Source organism: Micrococcus endophyticus (assembly GCF_014205115.1).
Taxonomy (GTDB): Bacteria; Actinomycetota; Actinomycetes; order Actinomycetales; family Micrococcaceae; genus Micrococcus; species Micrococcus endophyticus.
This window is the reverse complement of sequence record NZ_JACHMW010000001.1, coordinates 1,788,161-1,805,637: the sequence shown is the minus strand read 5'-3', so window position 1 is coordinate 1,805,637 and position 17,477 is coordinate 1,788,161. Positions and strand designations below refer to the sequence as shown.

At 76.8% G+C, this 17,477-nt stretch carries 13 protein-coding genes; 2 read left to right on the top strand and 11 right to left on the bottom strand.

Annotation, left to right across the window (positions count from 1 at the left end; all coding sequences use genetic code 11):
- Positions 1-2 precede the first annotated feature (2 nt).
- Positions 3-542 carry an NUDIX hydrolase family protein gene (locus HDA33_RS08245; RefSeq protein ID WP_017489099.1) on the bottom strand — a complete coding sequence of 180 codons (540 nt, stop codon included), beginning with the start codon at positions 540-542 and terminating at the stop codon, positions 3-5.
- Between the two features lie 56 nt (positions 543-598).
- Positions 599-1,711 (bottom strand): NADH:flavin oxidoreductase/NADH oxidase, encoded by a 1,113-nt coding sequence (locus tag HDA33_RS08240; RefSeq protein WP_184172428.1) that lies wholly within the window; start codon positions 1,709-1,711, stop codon positions 599-601.
- A 125-nt stretch (positions 1,712-1,836) separates the two neighbouring features.
- Here HDA33_RS08240 and HDA33_RS08235 point away from each other — a divergent pair, with 125 nt between their 5' ends.
- The gene (locus HDA33_RS08235; protein WP_184172426.1) at positions 1,837-2,160 is read left to right on the top strand and encodes a hypothetical protein; all 324 of its coding nucleotides are present in this window, start codon (positions 1,837-1,839) and stop codon (positions 2,158-2,160) included.
- A gap of 12 nt (positions 2,161-2,172) precedes the next feature.
- Here the strand turns inward: HDA33_RS08235 and HDA33_RS08230 are convergent, their stop codons facing one another.
- The 8 genes from HDA33_RS08230 to HDA33_RS08195 form a co-directional block, all read right to left on the bottom strand.
- Positions 2,173-5,001: a hypothetical protein gene (locus HDA33_RS08230; protein WP_246416919.1), complete on the bottom strand. Its 2,829-nt coding sequence runs from the start codon at positions 4,999-5,001 to the stop codon at positions 2,173-2,175.
- 2 nt (positions 5,002-5,003) lie between these two features.
- A complete protein-coding gene (locus HDA33_RS08225) occupies positions 5,004-5,690 on the bottom strand; it encodes a DedA family protein (RefSeq protein WP_338104299.1) in 687 nt (228 codons plus the stop codon).
- Entirely contained in the window at positions 5,687-6,709 is a 1,023-nt protein-coding gene (locus HDA33_RS08220; RefSeq protein ID WP_158493419.1) for a pseudouridine synthase, read from the bottom strand. The genes HDA33_RS08225 and HDA33_RS08220 overlap by 4 nt, the downstream gene beginning before the upstream one ends.
- A 77-nt stretch (positions 6,710-6,786) precedes the next feature.
- Positions 6,787-8,001, bottom strand: a complete 1,215-nt coding sequence (locus HDA33_RS08215; RefSeq protein ID WP_184172424.1) for a glucose-1-phosphate adenylyltransferase family protein — start codon at positions 7,999-8,001, stop codon at positions 6,787-6,789.
- A 106-nt stretch (positions 8,002-8,107) separates the two neighbouring features.
- Positions 8,108-9,145, bottom strand: a complete 1,038-nt coding sequence (locus HDA33_RS08210; RefSeq protein ID WP_184172422.1) for a DNA-formamidopyrimidine glycosylase family protein — start codon at positions 9,143-9,145, stop codon at positions 8,108-8,110.
- A gap of 6 nt (positions 9,146-9,151) precedes the next feature.
- Entirely contained in the window at positions 9,152-9,685 is a 534-nt protein-coding gene (locus tag HDA33_RS08205; protein WP_246416917.1) for a VOC family protein, read from the bottom strand.
- A 97-nt stretch (positions 9,686-9,782) separates the two neighbouring features.
- Entirely contained in the window at positions 9,783-14,960 is a 5,178-nt protein-coding gene (locus HDA33_RS08200) for an ATP-dependent helicase (RefSeq protein ID WP_184172420.1), read from the bottom strand.
- The gene (locus HDA33_RS08195; protein ID WP_184172418.1) at positions 14,957-15,415 is read right to left on the bottom strand and encodes a 23S rRNA (pseudouridine(1915)-N(3))-methyltransferase RlmH; all 459 of its coding nucleotides are present in this window, start codon (positions 15,413-15,415) and stop codon (positions 14,957-14,959) included. Before HDA33_RS08195 ends, HDA33_RS08200 begins: the two co-directional genes overlap by 4 nt.
- Before the next feature lie 114 nt (positions 15,416-15,529).
- Between HDA33_RS08195 and HDA33_RS08190 the strand changes: the two genes are divergently transcribed.
- A complete protein-coding gene (locus HDA33_RS08190; protein WP_184172416.1) occupies positions 15,530-16,618 on the top strand; it encodes an alpha/beta hydrolase in 1,089 nt (362 codons plus the stop codon).
- Between the two features lie 407 nt (positions 16,619-17,025).
- Here HDA33_RS08190 and HDA33_RS08185 read toward each other — a convergent pair whose 3' ends face one another.
- Positions 17,026-17,199, bottom strand: a complete 174-nt coding sequence (locus HDA33_RS08185; RefSeq protein WP_184172414.1) for a hypothetical protein — start codon at positions 17,197-17,199, stop codon at positions 17,026-17,028.
- Positions 17,200-17,477 lie beyond the last annotated feature (278 nt).

Sequence of the window (17,477 nt, the reverse complement as noted above, 5' to 3'; positions counted from 1 at the left end):
GCTCAGCGCCCCCATCCCACGTGGGCGAGGGCCTGGCGCACCAGGTCCCCGCGGCCGCCGATGAACTCGGCCTGGATGTCCTGGCCGAGGGCCTCCTCGGGGGTGAGCCAGGTCAGCTCGAGCGCGTTCTGGCGCGGCTGGCACTCACCCGTCACCGGCACCACGTAGACCAGGGCCACGGCGTGCTGGCGGTCGTCCGTCAGCCCGGTCTCGGACGGCGCCGGGAAGTACTCGGCGACGGTGCAGGGGACCACCGACGGCGGCAGCTGCGGGAAGGCGAGCGGGCCGAGGTCCTTCTCCAGGTGGCGCATCAGCGCGGCGCGGATGGTCTCCCGGTACTGGACGCGGCCGGAGACAAACGTCCGCTGGAACGTGCCGGTCTCGTCCGCCACGTAGAGCAGGCCGATCTCGGTGACGTAGCCGAGGGAGTCCAGCCGCACCGGGATGGCCTCCACATACACCATGGGCAGCCGACGCCGGGCCTCGTAGAGGTCCTCGTCGGACAGCCAGCCCGGATTCGGGTCGGGGGTGCGCACGCTCATGGTTCTGTTCTACCGGAGTTCCGCGCCGGGGGCACACCGGGTCCCGCGTGTTCCGCTCACCACTTGGCGCGGAAGTACTGCCGGGCCATCGGCACCTGCTCCGAGGGGACGTCGAGCGCGAGGGCGGCCGCGGTCGGCCAGTTCGGGTTCGCCAGGGCGGCGCGGCCCACGCAGACGGCGTCGGCGCGGTCCTCGTCCACCACGGCTGCGACCTCCTCGGCGCCGGTCAGCGAGCCGACGGCGGACACCACGATCCCCTCGGTGCCCTCCTTCACGGCGGTGGCCAGCGGCACCTGATAGCCCGGGCCCTGGGGGCCCTCGTAGGTGTCCCCGATGCCCGCGGAGGACAGATCGAACCAGTGCACCTGTCCCTGCAGCTCCTGCGCCAGGCGGACGGTCTCCTCGATGCTCCAGCCACCCTCGACCCAGTCCGAGCCGGAGATGCGGATGCCGAGGACCTTGTCTGCGGGCCACACCTCGCGCACGGCCGCCACGACCTCCTTGAGGAAGCGGGTGCGGCCCTCGAAGTCCCCGCCGTACTCGTCGGTCCGGGTGTTGGTCAGCGGTGAGAGGAACTGGTGGATGAGGTAGCCGTGGGCGGCGTGCAGCTGCACGGCGCCGAAGCCGGCACGGTCGGCGCGCTCGGCGGCGTCGGCGAAGGCCTGGACGGTCTCCCGGATCTCGTCCACCCGCATCGCGTGGGTGCGGATCTCCATGGAGTTGGTGGCCACGCCGGAGGGGGAGAGGGTCTCCCAGGAGTCGGGGCCCTCGAGGATCGGCTGCCCGGCGGGCGCGCCCGGGTGCATGGGGACGGTGGAGGCCTTGGCGCCGGCGTGGCCGAGCTGGATGGCGGGCAGGGCACCCTCAGAGGCGATGAACTCGGCGATCGGCGCCCACGCGTCCCGCTGCTCGTCGTTCCACAGGCCGGTGTCCCACGGGGAGATGCGCCCCTCGGGCGTGACGGCGGTGGCCTCGGTCACCACGATCCCGAAACCGCCGGCCGCGCGGGCGCCCAGGTGCTGGAACTGCCAACCGTGCGGGACGCCGTCGCGCGCCTCGCACGAGTACTGGCACATCGGCGGCAGGATCAGGCGGTTGCGCACGCGCACGCCGTTGATCTCGATCGGTTCGAAGATCGCGGGCACGGCGGGGGCGTCGGTCTGAGTCATGCACCCCACCCTACGAGCGGGTCCGGACACGGGAGGGCACGCGTCCGCCGCGGGCGGAAGGGTGGGCCGGCCCGTGCGACGAGAGAAGTCGTCACCGTCGCTGCGTCCACCCCTACCCTGGGCCCATGCCCTCCTACCGCGCCCGCCTGCAGATCGGCGACCTCCTGCCCGGCCACCGGCCCGAAGAGGTCATGGACCTGGCCGAGGCGGCCGTCCAGGCCACGCACGTGCTCGCGGCCAAGGACATCGAGGTCGTCGCGCGCGTCCCGCGGATCGTGCTGCGCTTCACGGTGCCCGGCTCGCACCGGGCGGGGGAGGACGCCGAGGCCGCCGAGGTGGCGCGGCGGATGGCGGAGGCGGTGTCCGGCGTCGCCGTGACGGGCGGCCTGGACGTGCTGCGGCGCGACGGCGGCCGGTGGGTCCCGGTGCCCGCTGGGCCCGGGCGCTGAACGGGGCCGGGCTCAGGCGACGGCCGGGAGCGGCCGGCGGGCGGCGTCGCGCTCGATCTGGCGGACCCAGGAGCGGCGCACGGCCGCGGCGGTGAGCAGCAGCAGCGCCCCGAAGGCGGCCGCGAAGCCCACCCACGCGCTCTGCTGCGCCCCGAGCGGGCTGGGCAGCAGGCGGGGCAGGGCGAGGCAGAGCAGGGTCCAGGCCATGCCCACGGCCACGCCCATGCGGCCGCGTCCGCCCAGCACCAGGCGCACCGCCCCGGGCAGCAGGGCGAGCAGGACGAGGGCGGCGACGAGCTCGGTGGGGAACCAGCCCACGTGCACGCCCCACGGGTGGAGCGTGGCGGCCAGCGCCGTGGGGGCGCCGGCCAGGAGGGTGCCCAGCAGGACGCCGGGCGCCCCGTCCTCGGCCAGCCGCGCCAGGCGTCCGGCGGCCGGGCGGGCGCCGAGGCGTCGCACCGCGCCCAGCATGAGGGAGAGGGCGACGAGCCACAGCGCGGACTCCAGCCCCCAGGGCACGAGGACGGTCAGCGGGAACCACAGGGCCAGGGCGAGCAGGGCCCCGGCCATCGGCCCGCGGGTGCGTCGGTGCCGGGGCGCGGCGCCCTGGCCCGGACCCCACTGCCGGGCCACGTGGAGCCCGGTGAGCAGCCACAGCACCGGCCAGATCACGGGGTGCAGCGGGAAGAGCGAGAAGACGGTGGCCCCGGAGCCGTGCCGGCCGTCGCCCGCGGCGGGGTAGGGGCCGGCGTCGAGGGCGTCCAGGCCCGGCACGAACCGGAACAGACCCAGCCCCCAGACGCCGGCGAGCACGAACGCCGCCCACACCAGGGTGAGCACGAGCTGCCCGCGCCGGTCCCGCACGGTGGCCGGGCCGGCCGGCTCCTCCGGCGCCGCCGGGGTGTAGCCCGGGATCAGCGGCACGGGGCCGGTGGACGGGCCCGCGGACCGGCCGGCGGCGGTCTCCGCCCCGACGGCCCGCGCCTTCGTGGCCAGGCGCTGCCGGTGCCGCCACTCGGGCAGGGCCTGGCGGGCGCGGGCGACCAGCTCCTCGTCCGTGAGCCCCTCCTCGGGGCGGGCGAGCAGCGGCCGCTGCGAGGCGGCGGGGATGACCTCGGGGCCCTCGAGCTCGCGCGCGGCCCGGTACAGGGCGCGGGACTCGCGGTCCTGGTGCTCGCGCAGCCGGCGGGCCTCCTCCTCGGCGGCGCGGCGCTCGGCGTCCCGGGCCCGGTCCTCGAGGAGGCGGGCCTGGGCGAGGGCGCGCTCGGCGTGCAGCACGGTGTGCGCGCGGGTCCGCTCGGCGTGGAGGCGGCGGGCCTCGGCGGCGCGGCGTGCGGCCTCCTCGGCCTCCCGACGGCGACGCTCGGCCTCCTGACGGCGACGCTCGGCCTCCTCCGCGCGGGCCCGGCGCTCGGCCTCGGCCCTCTCGGCCTCCCGACGACGGCGCTCGGCCTCCGCGGCCTGCCGGCGTCGCTCGGCCTCGGCCTCGGCCTCGAGGCGCCGGCGCTCGCGCTCGGCCAGCTCGGCCTCCTCGCGGGCGCGGCGCTCGGCCTGGACGCGGGCGCGCTCCTCGGCGACCTTCGCCTCGCGACGGCGCCGCTCCTGCTCCTGCTGCCGGCGCTCCTCCTGGTCGGCGGCGGCGCGGGCCTTCGCTTCCTGGGCGAGGCGACGGCGGCGCTCGGCCTCGCGGCGCTGTCGCTCGCGCTCCTCCTCGCGGCGTCGGCGGGCGATGCGCGCGGCCTGCTCGAGGCGGGCCTCCTCGGCGGCCCGCTCCTGGGCGCGACGCTCCTCCTGTTCGGCGCGCTCTTGGCGGGCCCGGGCCTCCTCCTGGAGCCGGGCCTGCAGGGCGGCCTCCTCGCGGGCGGCCGCGGCGGCGGCCTCCTCGGCCTCGCGGCGCTCCCGCTCCCGGTCGGCCTCGACGGCCTCGGCGGCGAGGCGGGCCCGCTCCTCGGCGGCGGCCCGGCGGGCGGTGCGCCGCTCGCGCAGGCGCTCCTGGCGGCGGGCCTCCTTCGCGGCGGCGGCCTCCTCGTCGGCGCGGCGGGCCTCGCTGCGGGCGTCGTCGTCGCGCAGGGCGGCCTCGCGCTCGGCGGCCTCGGCGGCCAGGCGGTCGTGCTCCGCGGCGCGGCGGCGGGCGCTCTCGGCGGCGCGCTCGCGCCCGGACTGCAGCCGCGCGCGGCGGCGCGCCTCGGCCTCCTCGCGGCGACGCGCGGCCTGGGCCGCCTTCTGAGGATCGGCGCTCGGGGCGGGCAGGATCCGCTCGACCGTGCCGACCAGCGGCGCCGTGAAGCGGGCCAGGTCCGGGCTGCCGAGGCGGTCCAGGATGTCGCTGAGGTCGCGGCGGGGGCGCTGCTCCGCGGGGGCGCCGGGGGTGCGCAGCCGCTCCATCGCCTGGTGGACGTCCGTGCGGCGGCCCTCGCGCACGCGCCGCGCATCGGCCGTCTCGGGTCGGCCGGTGCGCAGGGCGCGCTCGTGGCGGCGCAGGTCGCGGCGGGAGATCTGGCCGGGGGCGGCGAGGGCGCGGCGGGGTCGCGCGACGCGCGGGGCGGGGGCCTCGACGTCGGCCTCGACGTCAGCCGGGGCGTCGGCGTCGGACGCGGGGGAGGCGTCCGGGGCGGGGGCGGTCTCGGCGTCCTGCGGCGGGGCGGGGCTCGGGGCCGGGGCAGGGTCGTCCGCCGGGGTCCGGGCGGCGGACGGGACGGGGTCCTCGGCGGCCGCGGCGCCGTCGTCGTCCTGGTCCGGAGTGCGGGGCGCGGCGGCGGCCTCCTCGGGGGCCGGGACGGGCTTCGGGGCGCCGCGGAGGCGCTCGAGCGCGGCGTGCGACTCCGAGGACGGGTCCTGCATGCTCACCCCTTCCGAGCCCGGCGGCGGCGGGCCACGACCCCCGCGATGATCAACCCTGCAAGGGTACCGAACACCATCCCCACCACGGCCGACGCCCACCACGGCAGGCCGGTGGTCCGGCCGGTCAGCCAGCCCAGCCCGACCATCCAGCCGGACCACGCGAGCGAGCCCGCCCCGGAGAGCCACAGGAACACGGGCCAGCGGATCCCGCCGATCCCCGCGGCGGCCATCGAGGCCGTGCGCCCGCCCGAGACGAACCGCAGCACGGACAGCCCCGCGAGGCTGCCCGCGGGGCCCACCCGCACCAGCAGTGCCCGGATCCCCCGGTGCACCCGGCGCCACCAGGCCCAGCGGTCCAGGCGGTCGGCGAGCCCGTGCCGGAACAGGGCGTACAGCCCCACGTCCCCGGCCCAGCAGCCCAGCCACGCCGTGAGCACCGCGGCGGCCAGGCCCACCCGGCCCTCGGCCGCGAGCGCGCCGGAGCCGATCACGAACACCTCCGAGGGCACCGGCGGGATCGGGGCGTCCAGGGCCACGAGCAGGGCGGTCAGCGGGTGGAACCACGCCCCGAGGGAGTCGAGCAGCGCGGACGGGTCCCACGCGCCGGCGCCGCCGGCCGCCGCGGCGCCCGCCCCCATCGTCGAGACGCCGCCGGCCGCGGCGAACCAGGCCGGTGTCAGCACCGTCACCGGGGACGCTCCTGCAGCTGCGCCGGGGAGACGAACTCCCGCTCGCGGCCCGTGAGCGGATCCGTGAACCGCAGGGACCGGGAGAGCAGCTGCAGCGGGCGGGAGAAGTCGTCCGGGGCGGCGTCGAGCAGGTCCGGGTAGAACGGGTCGAAGGCGATCCCCAGGCCGAGGGCGGCCAGGTGGATGCGCAGCTGGTGGGTGCGGCCGGTGCGCGGGGTGAGCCGCAGGTGCGCCACGCGCCGCCCGGCCAGCGTCCCCGCCGACTCCCCGACCCCGAGCACCTCCACCCGGGACTCCGCGTTCGCCCCGGCGTGGGCCGCGTTGGACCGGCGGGTGCGCACCGGCGCGCCCGCGCGCCGTCCCGAGGCGGCCGCCGGGACCTCCTCCACCACCGAGCGCAGGACGCCCTTGTCCTTGCGGATCCGGCTGCGCACCGTCAGCGGGAAGCGCCCCAGGACCGGGCCGTCGTCGTCGGCGTCCGGCGGCAGGGGGCTCACGGCCTCGTAGGTCTTGGCCACGGCCCGGCGCTCGAAGAGCAGGTGGTAGGCGCCGCGGGTGGCGGGGTCCACGGAGAACATCACGACGCCGGCGGTCGCCCGGTCCAGCCGGTGCAGGGGCACGAGGTCGTCCACACCGAGCTCGTTGCGCAGCCGCACCAGCGCGGTCTCCTGCACGAAGCGGCCGCCCGGGGTGGTGGGCAGGAAGTGCGGCTTGTGGATCACCACGAGGTGCTCGTCCCGGTGCAGCAGCGTGTGCGCGACGGGCAGAGGGTCCTCGTGGGGGACGTCCCGGTAGTACCAGAGGTCGTCGTGGACGCCCAGGGGCGTCGTCGGGGTGAGGGCGGTGCCGTCGGCGGCCACCACCTCGCCCGCCGCGAAGCGCGCCCGGATGCCGTCCGGGTCCACGTGGCCGAACCGGTGCAGCACGTAGTCCTGCGCAGTGTCCCAGCCGGAGGCGGGCAGGCGCAGGCGCGTGGCGTTCACGCCGTTGCGGGCAGGGAGGGGGGAGGGGACGGCCACGGACCCATCATCCCAGGCCCGCGCGGCCGACGGCGGCGGGCGGGGCGGCACCCCGCCGCCCCGCCCGCCGCCTGGGGTCAGGCCTGCCCGGTGGTCTCGTCGCCCTCGGCGGTGGAGCGGTCGTCGGGGGTGAGCACCGTGATGTTGCCGGGGCCGGGCTTGGTCTGCCCCGTGGCGCCCTCGGGGATCCGCGCGCCGACGTCGGCGATCACCGCGTCCAGGCGGGCGCCCGCGGGCACCGTGGCGGAGCCGAGCAGCACGGAGCGGTGGACCGTGGCGCCGGCCTCCACGACCACGCCGGGGCCGATCACGGACTCCGTCACGGTGCCGCGGACGCGGCTGCCGGGGCAGAGCATCGAGCCGTTGACCTCGGCCTCCGGGTGGACGAACGCCGGCGGGCGCGGGTGGAAGTTGGAGATCAGCGGCCAGCGCGGGTCGTCCAGGTCCAGGCCGTCCCCGCGCAGCAGGGCCATGTGGGCCTGGAAGTATGCGTCGATCGTGCCGACGTCCTTCCAGTAGCCCTCGTGCCGGAACTCGTGCACGCGGCCGCGCTCCACGAGGGCGGGGATGATCGTCTCCCCGTAGTCGCCGAGCTGGGCGCCGGCGGGGTCGTCGTCGTCGACCTGCTCCTCCGAGGCGGAGTCCAGCAGCGACTCGATCACCTCGGTGAGCGCGTCCACGTCCGCCACGAACACCTCGGTGGCCACCACGTCCGTGGCGGGCTCGTCCGGCTTGTAGTCGTAGGCGGTGACGCGGCCGTCCGCGTCCGAGCTCACCACGCCGAAGCGCGAGGCGTCCTCGGCCACCTGCGTGGTGACCACGGTGAGCTCGGCGTCGCGCTCGCGGTGCCGCTCGAGCACGGGGCGCAGGTCCATGCGGTACAGGTGGTCGGCGCTCATGATGACCACCGTCTTGGCGCCGAAGCGGCGCAGCGGGGCGAGCTGCTGGTGGATGGCGTGCCCGTTGCCCTGGGCGAAGCCCTCCTCGTCGCGGCCCTGGGCCGGGGGCAGCACGCGCAGGCCGTGGCGGGTGCCGTCGAGGTCCCACGGGCGGCCGCCGGCCACGTGCTGGTTGAGGGTGAACGGCCGGTACTGCTCCACGATCCACGCGTCCTGCAGGCCCGAGTGGGCGACCGTGGTCAGCGCGACGTCGATGAGCCGGTACTGGCCCGCGAACGGCACGGCCGGCTTCGAGCGGGCGTCCGTGAGCGGGGCGAGGCGGCTGCCGCGGCCGCCGGCCAGGATCAGCGCGACGACGGCGCTGCGGGGGTCGTCGGGGAACGGGTCGGCCATGCGGGTCCTCCTGTGGGGTCGGGGGCCGCGCCGAGCGCTCCTGCGGCGACGGGCGCCGTTCAGCGTAGGGCCGGCGCCGCCGCCGGCGCCACGGTTCGGGCGCGGCTCACCGCTGGCAGGTCGGGCACCACCACAGCTGCCGCGCGTCGTCCTCGGCGGAGCCGAAGTCCTCCTGGCGCACGCGCCCGCCGCAGCGCAGGCAGGGGGCGCGGTCGTGCCCGTACACCCAGTACGACGGCGTCCCGCGGCCCCGGGGGCCGGCGGGCGGCCGGGCGCGCGGGCGGCCGAGGGCGGGGCCGGACGCCGTCCGGTCGGCTCCGGGGTCCGCCGCGGGGTCCGCTGCGGTCCCGCTCCCGACGGCGGCGGGCAGCCCCGGCGGGAAGCCGCGGTCCGCCACGACCACCTCGATCCCGTAGGGCCGGTCCGGGTTCGCTCGCACCCCCGTGGTGGTGCGCGGCCAGCCGAGGAACGGGGCGGCCGGGGGGACGTTGGCGCGCAGCAGGTCGCGGGCGATCTGGAGCAGCCCGGGCACGTCCGGCACCTGCCCGACGGGCCGGTGCGGGTCGATCCCGGCCAGCAGCAGGGACTCGCAGCGGTAGATGTTGCCGATCCCGCACGTGGTGCGCTGGTCCAGCAGCGCCAGGCCCACGGGGCGCTCGGGTCGGGCGGTCAGCCGCCGCGTCCCCTCGGCGAGCAGCGCCGCCGCGGCCTCCTCGGAGCCGTCCCACGCGGGGTCCAGCAGGTCCGGGCCGAGGTGGCCGAGGACGGTGTCCTCCCGGTCCGTGGGGACGAGCGTGAGCATCCCCAGCTGGGCGCCGAGGACGCGGTGATCGACCGTCTCCAGGACCGCCCGCACCTGCCAGGCGGGGGGGCCCCACCGCGCGTCGAGGGCGGAGACGAGCCAGCGGCCCTCCATCTTCAGGTGCGAGACGAGGGTGAGCGGTCGGGCGGCGGGGCGCCCGGCCGGGGGCGTCAGCCGCATCAGCAGGTGCTTGCCGCGCGGCTCCACCTCGACCACGGTCCAGCCGGTCAGGTCCGCCGTGGCGTGCTGCGGCACGCGCAGGTCCGCGCCGGTCAGCATGCGGCCCGCGAGCACCGGGCGCAGCCGATGGGCGAGGCGGACGAGGGAGTCGCCCTCAGGCACGGGCGGTCATGCCGCGTTGAGCTGCCAGGTCACGCCGAACCGGTCCCCGACCCAGGCGAAGCGCCGGGAGAAGCCGTAGTCGCCGGGCGGCATGTAGTCCTGGCCGCCACCGGCGATCAGGGCGTCGTGGACCGCGTCCACGGCCGTGGGGTCCGGGAGCTCGACGAACAAGCTGATCGCCGGGGTGAACGTGAACCCGTGCGAGGTGAAGGAGTCGAAGAAGCGCAGCCGCTGGCCGGCGACCTCGAGCTCGCCGTGCAGCACCTTGCCGGCCCACTCGGCGCCGCGGGGCGAGGAGTCGTCGAAGAGGTCGCGGCGGACCTCCGTGACGGGCAGGTGCTCGACGAACACGCTGAGATAGGCGTCCATGGCCGCGCCGGCATCGCCCTCGAACATGAGGAACGGGGTGACCGAGGGGTCCGAGGGGTGCGGCATGGACTCCTCGAGGGCCTCGGGGGCCGGGGCGGTGCCCGTGGGGTCGGCGCCCGCGTCGACGCCGACGTCGTCCGGCAGGCCGGGATCGGTGGTGGTCTCGCTCATGCCCGCGAACCTACTCGCCGGCCCCCCGCGTGTCCGCCCCTCCCGACCCGCGCTCCGCCCCGGTGCCGCGGTCCACGCCGCCGTCGTGCCCTCCCCCTCAGCTCCGATACCGCAGCCCGCTCGGGCTCGAGTAGAACCCCGCCGCGAGCATCGCCTCGGCCAACGGCGTGCCGAGCACGGGCCCGCCGTTGACCTTCTCGAGGCTCAGACGCTCGGTCCTCCCGGTCCGCAGCGCCCACACGAGCGCCTCGGCCGCGGCCTTCAGCTCGACGGCACCCTGCGTGAAGCACAGCAGCGTCTTGCCGCCGCGCTCCATGTAGAGGGCGAGCTCGCCGCGGATCAGCACGACGACGGCGCCCGCCTTCCGGCCCGGCCGGTGGCCCGTGGGCACGACGCCGTCCGGTCCGGCCGGCACGGCGGGCCAGTCCAGGGCCGCCCCGTAGGGGTTCGCGGGGTCCGTGGCGGCGAGGGCGAGGGCGGCCGGGGTCCGCTGCTCGGCGGGGGCGGCGGGCAGGGGCAGGCCGAACGCGTCCAGGCGCGGCGCGGCGGGCGCGTCGGCGCCGTCCTCGTCCTGGAAGCCGCGCAGCCGGTCCACCACGGCGCCCGTGGAGAACTGGGCGCCGCCCAGGCCCGCCACGAAGTGGCCGCGGCGGACCTGCCCGGCGTCCTCCATGCGGGTGAGCAGCCGGTACTGGCCGGCGAAGCCGCCGGGCACCTCCTCGGCCACCACGGACCCGCGCGTGATCACGCCGTACCGGTCCAGCAGCAACTCGGCGGTGGCGTGGGCCCGGATGGTGGGGTCCCGCTCGGCCGCCGGCAGCAGCGACCAGCGGCCGGCCGCGCGGGCCTGCTCCGCCGCGGACAGCCCGGCCATCCCGGCGGCCGGTCCGGCCGTCCCGCGGGCGCCGCCGTCGGGGGAGGCGAGCCCGGCGTACCGGCCGCGGCCGCGCACCCCGGCCAGCCGCCCGCCGAGGCCGCGACCGGCCGTGCCCGCCCCGGCCCCGCCCGTGCGCGCGGTGCGGGCCCGCGGGGTCTGCCTGCCCGTGCGGTGGGCGGTCTTGCCGAGGGAGAGCAGGCCGCGCACGGGGGCGAAGGTGTCGTTGCCGACCTCCCCGGCCCACACCAGCCCCCACAGCGCCTCGAGCACGGCGGGCCCGCGCGCCAGGTCGGCCCCGGCCCCGTGCCCGTCCGGCCCGCCCGTGCCCAGCCGGGCGGACTGGGCGGCCCGCACCCGCTCCACGAGCTGCGGGAAGAACCACGCGCCGCCTCCGGCGAGCACCTCGCGCACGTCAGCGCGCAGGGCGGCGTCCCGCGGCGCGGCCGCGTCCGGGCCCGTGCCGTCGGCCCGCTCGGGCAGGCGCAGGGTGAGGTCCACGGCGTCGGCGGGGTGCAGGGCCACCCAGCCGTCGTTGCCGGCGGCCTCGGCCACGCCGGACCACACGTACTCGCCCGTGGCCAGCAGTTCGTCCAGCAGGGCGGGGGCGTAGTCCCGCACCCGCGTGGGCAGGACGAGCGACTCCCACGCGCTCGCGGGCAGGGGCGTGCCGGCCAGCTGGTCCAGCACGGTGGCCACCCCGTCCACGCCCTCGAGGGTGGCCGGCGGGCGCCACGCCCCGTCCCGGCCGACGCGCGGGCGCAGGTGCTGCCAGTCGGCGAGGAACCGCGCGTACGCGGACTGGTCCACCGGCTCCACCTCGGCGCGCAGCGCGGCGAGCGAGCGCAGGCGGATGCGCCGCAGCACCTCGGCGTCGCACCATTCGGCGTCCAGGCCCGTGGCCCCGGGGGGGCCGTCCGGGCGGAAGGCGCCGGTGCTCACGCGCCGCTCGGTGGCCAGGCGCTGCAGCACCGGCAGGACGACGGCGCCGCCCAGTCCCAGCGCGGCGCCCGCCTCGGCGGCGGTGAAGGGGCCGTGGGTGCGGGCGTAGCGGGAGACGAGGTCGCCGAGGGGGTCGTCAGCGGGCTCGAGGAACGCGGCGGGTACGCCGTGGGGGATCGGGGTGCCGAGGGTGTCCCGCAGGCGGGCCGCGTCCTCCACGGCCGCGAACCGCTCGACGCCGTCCTGGCGCAGCCGGAACGCGCGACCGGCGCGCTCCAGCCCGGCCAGCATCTCCCCGACGGCCGCCACGTGCGCCGGCCCCGCCCCGCCGTCGTCGTCCGCCCCGGCCGGATCACCGGCCTCGGGCCGCACCCGCCGGGCGGCCTCGGCCGCGGAGAGCGGGCCGAGCAGGCGCAGCAGGTCCGCCACGCCCTCGACCCCGCGCGCCCGCCGGTCCGGGGCGAGGCGCTGCAGCTGGGCCTCCACCTCGGCGATGATCCCGGCGTCGAGCAGCTCGCGCAGCTCCTCGGTGCCGAGCAGCTCGGCCAGCAGGGTCGGGTCCAGGGACAGGGCGGCGGCCCGGCGCTCGGCGAGCGGGGAGTCGCCCTCGTAGATGAACTGGGCCACGTAGCCGAACAGGATGGACTGGCTGAACGGGGAGGGCGCGGGGGTGGTGACCTCCACGAGCCGCACGGCCCGGGACGCCACCCTCCCGGCGAGGTCCTTGAGCGCGGGCAGGTCGTAGACGTCCTGCAGCACCTCGCGGACGGTCTCCAGGATCACGGGGAACCGGGGGTGCTTGCGGGCGACGTCCAGCAGCTGCGCCGAGCGCTGGCGCTGCTGCCACAGCGGGGTGCGCCGGCCGGGGTCGCGCCGCGGCAGCAGCAGGGAGCGGGCCGCGTTCTCGCGGAACCGGGCGGCGAACAGGGCCGACCCGCCCACCTCCGCGGTGACGATCTCCTCCAGCTCCTCGGCGGTGAACTCGAACAGCTCGGCGCCCGGGGGCTCGGCGTCCATGAGGGGGATGCGCAGCACGATCCCGTCGTCGGCCGCCATCGCCGCGCCCGAGCCGGTCTCCAGCCCGTACCGCTGCGCCAGCCGGGCGCCCACCGCGAGCGCCCACGGGGCGTGCACGGCCATGCCGTAGGGGGAGTGCAGCACCACGCGCCAGTCGCCGAGCTCGTCCGTGAACCGCTCCACCACGAGCGTCTGCTCGGTGGGCAGCACGCCGGTGGCCTCGCGCTGGTCCTTCAGGTAGGCCAGCAGGTTGTCCTGCGCCCACACGTCCAGGCCCGCGGCGGCCAGGCGCTCGCGGCCCGCGGCCGGGTCCGCGTCCAGCTCGCGGCGGAAGCGCCCGACGGCGTCGCCCAGCTCCGCCGGCCGGCCCGCGGCGTCGCCCCGCCAGAACGGGAGCTTGCCCGGCTGCCCGTAGGCGGGCAGCACGAGGACGCGGTCCGCCGTGATGTCCACGATCCGCCAGCTCGTGGCGCCGAGCAGGATCACGTCCCCCACGCGGGACTCGTAGACCATCTCCTCGTCCAGCTCGCCCACGCGGCGCCCGCCGGAGCGGGCCGAGCCCGCGGACGCGGTGCCCGCGGACTCGGCCGTGTCCCCGGCCGCCGCACCGCCCGGCGCCCCGTCCGGGCCGCCGTCGGAGGCCAGGAACACGCCGAACAGGCCGCGGTCCGGGATGGTGCCGCCCGAGGTGACGGCCAGCCGCTGGGCACCCGGCCGGGCGGCCAGCGTGCCGTTCTCCCGGTCCCACAGGATGCGCGGGCGCAGCTCGGCGAACTCGTCCGAGGGGTAGCGCCCGGCCAGCAGGTCCAGCACGGACTCGTAGGCGGAGAGCGGCAGGGTGGCGAACGGCGCGGAGCGGCGCACGAGGTCGAACCACTCCTGCGCGTCCAGGTCCGCGACGGCGACGGCGGCCACGGTCTGCTGGGCGAGGATGTCGAGCGGGTTGGCGGGGATGCGCAGCGCCTCGATCCGCCCGGCGGTCATGCGCTCGGCCACCACGGCGGTGTCCACGAGGTCCCCGCGGTGCTTGGGGAAGAACACGCCGCGGGAGACCTCGCCCACCTGGTGGCCGGCGCGGCCCACGCGCTGCAGCCCCGAGGCCACGGACGGCGGCGACTCCACCTGGATCACCTGGTCCACCGCGCCCATGTCGATGCCCAGCTCCAGCGAGCTCGTGGCCACCACGCAGCGGATCCGCCCGGTCTTCAGGGCCTCCTCCACGATCGCCCGCTGCTCCTTGGACACGGAGCCGTGGTGGGCGCGGGCGAAGTCGGAGACGGTCCCCGAGCCGGTGCCGGTCTGCCCCGCCACCTGCGCCGGATACGACGACGACGACGGCGTGGCGGGCGTCGAGGACGAGGCCCCCGCCCCCGCACCGGGCGTGCGGAAGCCGGGGACGGCGTCGGGGTCTTCGACCGCGGCGGCGGCCTCGAGCCGGGCCTCCCAGATCTCGTTGAGGCGGCCGGTGAGCCGCTCGGCCAGGCGGCGGGAGTTGGCGAACACGAGCGTGGAGCGGCGCTCGGCGACGAGGTCCACGATCCGCTCCTCCACGTGCGGCCAGATCGACCCGCCCGTCACGGCGCCCCCGGGGCCGCCCTCCGCGCCGGGGCCGCCGGGAGAGGAGCCGGGCCCCAGGTCGTGCGCGGCCGAGGGGGAGGACAGGTCGGTGAGGTCCGGCACCGGCACCGTGACCGTGAGGTCCCACCGTTTGGCCGAGGCGGGGCGCACCACGGTGACCGGCTGGGTGCCGCCGAGGAACCGGGCCACCTCCGAGGCCGGCTCGACCGTGGCGGACAGGCCGATCCGCTGCACGGGCGTCTCGAGCAGGGAGTCGAGCCGCTCGAGGGAGACGGCCAGGTGGGCGCCGCGCTTGGTCCCGGCCACGGCGTGCACCTCGTCCACGATCACCGTGCGGACCCCGGCCAGCGCCGAGCGGGCCTGGGAGGTGAGCATGAGGTAGAGGGACTCGGGGGTGGTGATGAGGATGTCCGGGGGGTCCTGCTGCAGGCGCCGGCGCTCGGCGGCCGGGGTGTCCCCGGAGCGCACGCCCACCCGCACACGCGGCACGGGGCGGCCCAGGCCGGCGGCGGTCTGCGTGATGCCCACGAGGGGAGCCCGCAGGTTCCGCTCCACGTCCACGCCGAGGGCCTTGAGCGGGGAGACGTAGAGCACGCGCGTGGCCGCAGTCCCCTCGGCCGCGGGCTCGCGCACGAACGAGTCGAGGGCCCAGAGGAAGGAGGAGAGGGTCTTGCCGGAGCCGGTGGGGGCGATCACCAGGGCGTGCCGGCCGGAGGAGATGGCGTCCCACGCGCCCAGCTGCGCGGGCGTGGGCGCCTCGAACGCGCCCGTGAACCAGGCGCGCGTGGGTTCGGTGAACCGGCCCAGGACGACGTCGGCCGCGGGCGTGGGCGCGCCCGCTGCGGTCTCCGCGGGCCCGCTCATGCGTGGTGGTACGGTCGGCCGGCGGAGATCTCCTGGGCTCGGTAGACCTGCTCCGCCAGGATCAGCCGCACGAGCTGGTGCGGGAAGACGAGCGGGGACAGGGACCAGACGCGGTCCGCGCGGGCGTGGACCCGCGCGTCCACCCCGTAGGCCCCGCCGATCACCACCGTGACCGGGGCGCCGACGTCGAACCGGCTCTGCAGGTGCCGCGCCAGACCCGGCGAGTCGAACGCCGTCCCCCGCTCGTCCAGGAGGATGAGGTGCTCGTCCGCGCCCACGGCGCCCAGGATCCGGTCCGACTCCTCCGTGCGCGCGGCCTCCTCCTGGCGGGCGGAGTGCGGCAGCAGGCGCCAGGTGAGGTCGTAGGGCTTCTTCAGGCGCCGCTCGTAGCGGTCGATCCCCTCGGAGACCCACGCCTCATGCTTCTTGCCGATGGCCAGCACCCGTACAGACATGGGTCCATGATCGCACCGGGCCCGGACACGATACGGGTCACCACGACGGCGGCCCCGGAGCCTCCGCTACGCTCGCCTGGCGGGCGCTGGGCCCACGCACAGGAGGGGGCGGTCATGGCGACGTCGGGACGGCGCGGACGGCTGACCCGTCGTGCCGTCCTGGGGCTGGGCGCCGGCGCCCTGGCGCTGGGGGGAGGGGCCGCCGTCGCGAACCTGGCCGGCGTGCCGCCGGCCCCGGTCGGCCCGGACGTCAACGCCCTCTTCGGCATGCGCAGCAGTACCGGCCACCGGTACGCGGACCTGCCCGGCCGCGCCGGCCGGGTGGACGTGTACCGGCCGCAGGGCCCCGGCCCGTTCCCCGTGGTGGTGTGGAACGCCGGCTCCGGCTGGCGGGACGACCGCGGCTACCACGACGGCCAGGCCGTGGCCCGCGGCCTCGTCCCGCACGGCTACGCCGTGGCGGCCTTCTCGGTGCGCAGCTCGAAGCAGGGCCGCTTCCCCGCGCAGGTGGAGGACGCGACGGCGGCCGTCCGCTGGGTGCGCGCCCATGCCGTGGAGCTGGACCTGGACGCCTCCCGCCTGACCGTGGCCGGCACGTCCTCCGGCGGCTGGAACGCTCTCATGGCCGGGCTCACCGGCGGCCGCGACCTGGACCGCGCGCACGTGCCCCCGCCCGGACGCGAGGTGCCGCCCGGGGGCCACGCGATCCCCGAGGAGGACCGGGTCCAGGCCATCCTGGACTTCTTCGCGCCCACGGACTTCCTCGCGATGAACGCCCAGATGTCGCCGGGCGCCTGCGCGGACTACAACCGCCAGCGGCGGCTCGAGCACTGCCACCTGGACGACCACAGCACCAAGTCCGCGATGCTCGGCGTGCCCGTGCTCGCCTCGTACGGGCTCACCCGCCTGGCCTCGCCGATCGCCCACGTGCGCCCGGACTCCCCGCCGATGATGATCGTGCACGGGCTCAAGGACCCCACCGTGCCCTGGCGGCAGAGCCTCGAGCTGTACGAGGCCGCGGAGGCCGCGGGCGTGCGCGCCGCCTTCTACTCCGTGGCCGACGCCGGCCACGACCTCGGCATGATGGGCGGCGGCTGGGGCTCGGCCGAGGTGCTGCGCAGCGGCGTCCCCCTCAGCGCCGTCCACGCCACCATCTCCTGGGCTGCGGTCGCCGCGTTCCTGGACACCGTGCTGCCGGGCTGACGGGGCCGGTCTCGGGCCGCCGGCCGCCTCCGGGGAAGACAGAAGCCCGGGAGCACGAGGCTCCCGGGCTTCACATCTGGCGGTGACGGTGGGATTTGAACCCTATCGGCCCCCAAAAGACATGGAGCCGCCCCCGGAATCCGCATGATCCCGCCGCCGTTGCCCCCGGTTGCTACGGCAGTTCGCAAGTGCTCCTGATAAGTCTGTAATCGGAAGGTAGTCGGTTTCTGCCCCCGCTGACCGCCTCGCGTCATGCTTAGCGAGCGCGGTCGCCACATCGTCGAGGCCGTCGTCGAATAGCTCGGCGGCGGAACCTGACCCTTGACTCTATCGACGCCTTGACCGATGCGCTCCGCGTGGTTGGGGTTGCGTTACTGGCGGGTCGCGATCAAGGAGTCCGCCACCCCTCATTGGCCGTAACGGCGTCGCGCTGCAGTGGGGGTTAGGCTTGACGCGTCAGCGAACAGCGTCCACGAGACTTCTTCGTAGGTCGTTACTGCATTGGCGTGCATCGCGATCTCCGCCTGCATGGCATCGTGTTGGGCGGAGAGGTCGCGCAATTCGGCCTCGGCCAGCGACATCTCAGGGATACCTAGCCACCAGCAGAACGCCATTACGTGGTCTCGTGCGCTGCTTTCCACAGATATAGGTAGTCCTCCTCCTCGGTGGTGCGTAGCCGCGCGACGATCTCAACGACGGAGACGGGGTCATGCGCCGGGGACGTGTGCACTAACCATGTGCCTCGACGAGGCATGAAGACCCGCACATGAGCGATCATCGCTGGGAGTGGTGCGCAGTCGGTGCAAACTCGAAGTACCTGAGCAGCCGGGTGCATCAGGGCCTCTGAAGGCGACGATGT

Coding starts and splice junctions, on each gene's coding strand:
- HDA33_RS08245 (WP_017489099.1), bottom strand. CDS start 542: ATGAGCGTGCGCACCCCCGACCCGAATCCGGGCTGGCTGTCCGACGAG.
- HDA33_RS08240 (WP_184172428.1), bottom strand. CDS start 1,711: ATGACTCAGACCGACGCCCCCGCCGTGCCCGCGATCTTCGAACCGATC.
- HDA33_RS08235 (WP_184172426.1), top strand. CDS start 1,837: ATGCCCTCCTACCGCGCCCGCCTGCAGATCGGCGACCTCCTGCCCGGC.
- HDA33_RS08230 (WP_246416919.1), bottom strand. CDS start 5,001: ATGCAGGACCCGTCCTCGGAGTCGCACGCCGCGCTCGAGCGCCTCCGC.
- HDA33_RS08215 (WP_184172424.1), bottom strand. CDS start 8,001: ATGGCCGACCCGTTCCCCGACGACCCCCGCAGCGCCGTCGTCGCGCTG.
- HDA33_RS08205 (WP_246416917.1), bottom strand. CDS start 9,685: ATGAGCGAGACCACCACCGATCCCGGCCTGCCGGACGACGTCGGCGTC.
- HDA33_RS08200 (WP_184172420.1), bottom strand. CDS start 14,960: ATGAGCGGGCCCGCGGAGACCGCAGCGGGCGCGCCCACGCCCGCGGCC.
- HDA33_RS08195 (WP_184172418.1), bottom strand. CDS start 15,415: ATGTCTGTACGGGTGCTGGCCATCGGCAAGAAGCATGAGGCGTGGGTC.
- HDA33_RS08190 (WP_184172416.1), top strand. CDS start 15,530: ATGGCGACGTCGGGACGGCGCGGACGGCTGACCCGTCGTGCCGTCCTG.
- HDA33_RS08185 (WP_184172414.1), bottom strand. CDS start 17,199: ATGTCGCTGGCCGAGGCCGAATTGCGCGACCTCTCCGCCCAACACGAT.